A 2,808-nucleotide genomic window follows, 5' to 3' on the forward strand; every position below is an offset into this window, starting at 1 on the left:
GCGCACCTCGCGCTCGCGGTTGTAGCACGACACGCACAGGCCGCTGACGGCGATCAGGCGCAGGTCGGCGCGTCCGCAGCGCACGCACCACTGGCCGGGCGTCGGCACCGGCGTCGGCGCCACGGCCACCCCCGCGTGCTGCGCCCCGAGCGGACAGCCGCGGCACAACCAGGCGGCGGAGTCGCACTGCGCGGTGCGTCCGCGCTGCCACAGCGTGGCACAGGCCGTGGGGGACAACACCAGGGCGCCCGGTTGGCGGGGGCACAGAAAGGTTTCAGCAGAGTGATGGCACATCGTTCGGCTCCGGTGTCAGGGCGGCTGATGGATTCGATCACGCGTTAGAAGGGGATATCGTCGTCCCAGGCGTTCGCAGGCTCCTGGCCGCCCCCGTAGGGTTCGGATGGGGCCGATGACGCGCCAGGGTGCCCGCCAGCGGCCAGCAGGGCCAGGACCGCGGCGGCATCAAGCCCGAAAGTCGACCCTAAGACCGCGGCGGCCCGGTCGGTGGCAGACTGGCCATTGGCCTTGGGCTCGAATGCCAGGCTGAAGAACCGGGTTGCCTGGCCGTCGCTGCCGGGCTTGCCTGTTTTCACCCACGCGGATACCCAGAACTCGGCATCGTCGATCCTGGCTGAGCCCTTGTGGGTCGGGTGTTTGTCGGTGGTGGCTTTGTCGTTGCGGAAGAGGGAGCCCGAAAGGTCGCGTTGCTCGAAGGCCATGGCTAGCGCTCCAGGTAATCCACAATCGCCGCTTTCGCGGCCTCGTAGCCGTGGGCCACCGCCACGGCATAGCCCTGCGCCGTCAGGGCTGCGTGCGCGGCTTTCTGGGGCTGCGACAGGCGCCCACCGAGCACCGCCTTCATCTCCAGGAACAATCCCGCCAGCGGCCCGCGGGGGACCGCCAGCAGCAGATCGGGGACCCCGGCCAGCACGCCTTCCTCTTGCAGCCGTTTCGCCGTTGCCGGGTCGCGGCGCTCGCCGTTCGGGATGGCGAAGAACACCGCCGCCAGGTCCGGGTAGGTGGCCCGGAACCAGAGGACGACGAGCTTTTGGTGGTTGTGTTCGTTCATGCTCGAATCTTGCGCGCGATGGACTCCAGTGCATCAGCGACCCGGCCGATTTGCTCTGCCACATCAGCCACTGCCGCCGACAGTGGCGATGCAAGTCCGTCGCCAGCGACGGCCATGGCAAGCGATTCGATCGCCCCCGGACCCGTCAATCCGCTGCCAAACCCGAGATCCTTGATAGCTTCCACTAAGTCGTTGTGTTCGTTTGAATTTTTTATCATTGCTCGAAGGCCATGGCTAGCGCTCCAGGTAATATAGGTTGGTAAGGTTGGGTATTTTTGCAGAGGTTGGGTATTTTTTTTCCTTTTAGTTTCATCTCTTTACCCAACCTTACCAACCTTTCCAACCTAAAAGAGATATTCTATATAGAGAGTCAAATACCAATATGGCCATATCGTGTTTTTCGCAGAAAAATACGGGGCGCAAAAAGGTTGGTAAGGTTGGGTAAAGCATTGTTCTCCTTAACAAAAAGGTTGGTTATGTAGGTTGGTAAGTGGTTGGGTAGGTTAGGTATATTTCCGGTAGCACCAGCCGCCTTTAGATCGCTGCTTGCGCACCCAGCCGTTGCGTTTCAGGACAGCAGACACGCGCATCTCATCGGCCCTCGTCTGCCTGCCCTTCTCGATCTTGAGCCCATCAAGCAACACCTCGTGCGTCGTCGTCTCTGGAGCGACAGCCCTTGTTGCCCCACGCAACCCATCCGACTCCCAGGTCTTCTCTATCCAATTCAGGTATTCCGTGATGGGTTGCTCCCATGGGTCTCCGGCGTAGCTCTCATCCTGGTGCTCGGCCGCATCTGGGATATCCCACCAACGGCCAGTCTGCTCAGTGGACACCAGATACATCGCCTCAGCAAAAAGCTTATCCCTGATCGCGGCAACGTCATCGGCGTTGATCTGACGCGACATGCGCACAGGCAGGAACCGTCGAGCCCCCGTCGCATCCTTCTGCCACGCGTCGCTATTGGTCCCGCCGACAAAAATACACTGGCGAGCGTGTTTCTCGTGCCCTTCCGCCCACATGCCGCGGTAGTTATCGGATTGGCTGGTGATCACCTGCTTGATGCGCGTTGATTCAGCCTTATTGAACTGGTCAAGCTCGCCAAAGTCTGCGCACCAGACCCCGCGAAGCCCGATAAAAAAATCCCTGCCGTTAAGACTGTCAACGACCTCTGCGTACCAGGGAGAGAACAGGGCGATCCACAGTTTTGTCTTGCCGATGCCTTGCGGTCCCTCAAGGATCACCATGGTATCGACCTTGCAGCCCGGCCGCAGGATGCGCAGCACCGCAGAGATAAACAGCGCGCGCGCTACCGCGATGTGGTAAGCGTCGCGTGGCGTTCCGCAAAACTCGCTGAAAAACTCATCTATGCGCGGTTCGCCGTCCCACTCAAGACCATTGAGGTAATCGCACACCGGATGAAATTTGTTGTGATCTGCGACCACGGCTAGTGCCTCAGAAACATCGGCCGCTGGAACCTTTTCTCCATGTATCCAGTGACGCTCGATCTCGGCTTTAATGCGCGTCACGGCGACCTTCTTCGCATCCTGTCCGTCGATGCTGACCTGCTCAGAAAACAGGTTCAGCTTGATCCGTCCGTAGAACTCAGGTGCGTGCTTAAGGAGCAAGATGAGGTTATGCACCCGGCACGGTATCGATTGCGTCCCATCGTCCTTGTGTTTGACGATCAGGTCCGCGCGCCACTCCACCGTCTCTTGCGGTGCCGGATCGTCGCCCAGGAT

Annotated in this window: 5 protein-coding genes; all 5 read right to left on the reverse strand. The window is 60.5% G+C overall.

The window, feature by feature from the left end; translation table 11 throughout:
• Positions 1-294: hypothetical protein (locus A39O_RS32410; protein WP_040527390.1), on the reverse strand; the 294-nt coding region annotated here is incomplete at its 3' end.
• Between the two features lie 44 nt (positions 295-338).
• A complete protein-coding gene (locus A39O_RS0107280) occupies positions 339-719 on the reverse strand; it encodes a hypothetical protein (protein ID WP_020504029.1) in 381 nt (126 codons plus the stop codon).
• 2 nt (positions 720-721) lie between these two features.
• Positions 722-1,069, reverse strand: coding sequence for a VRR-NUC domain-containing protein (locus A39O_RS0107285; protein WP_020504030.1), 348 nt, complete (start codon positions 1,067-1,069; stop codon positions 722-724).
• Positions 1,066-1,287: a hypothetical protein gene (locus A39O_RS0107290; protein ID WP_020504031.1), complete on the reverse strand. Its 222-nt coding sequence runs from the start codon at positions 1,285-1,287 to the stop codon at positions 1,066-1,068. The genes A39O_RS0107285 and A39O_RS0107290 overlap by 4 nt, the downstream gene beginning before the upstream one ends.
• Before the next feature lie 285 nt (positions 1,288-1,572).
• Positions 1,573-2,808: virulence-associated E family protein (locus A39O_RS36340; RefSeq protein ID WP_020504032.1), on the reverse strand; the 1,236-nt coding region annotated here is incomplete at its 5' end.

Source organism: Lamprocystis purpurea DSM 4197, assembly GCF_000379525.1.
Lineage (GTDB): Bacteria > Pseudomonadota > Gammaproteobacteria > Chromatiales > Chromatiaceae > Thiodictyon > Thiodictyon purpureum.

Bases quoted from the DNA above. Each gene is read 5' to 3' on its own strand.
- A39O_RS0107290 (WP_020504031.1), bottom strand. From the start codon at position 1,287: ATGATAAAAAATTCAAACGAACACAACGACTTAGTGGAAGCTATCAAG.
- A39O_RS0107285 (WP_020504030.1), bottom strand. From the start codon at position 1,069: ATGAACGAACACAACCACCAAAAGCTCGTCGTCCTCTGGTTCCGGGCC.
- A39O_RS0107280 (WP_020504029.1), bottom strand. From the start codon at position 719: ATGGCCTTCGAGCAACGCGACCTTTCGGGCTCCCTCTTCCGCAACGAC.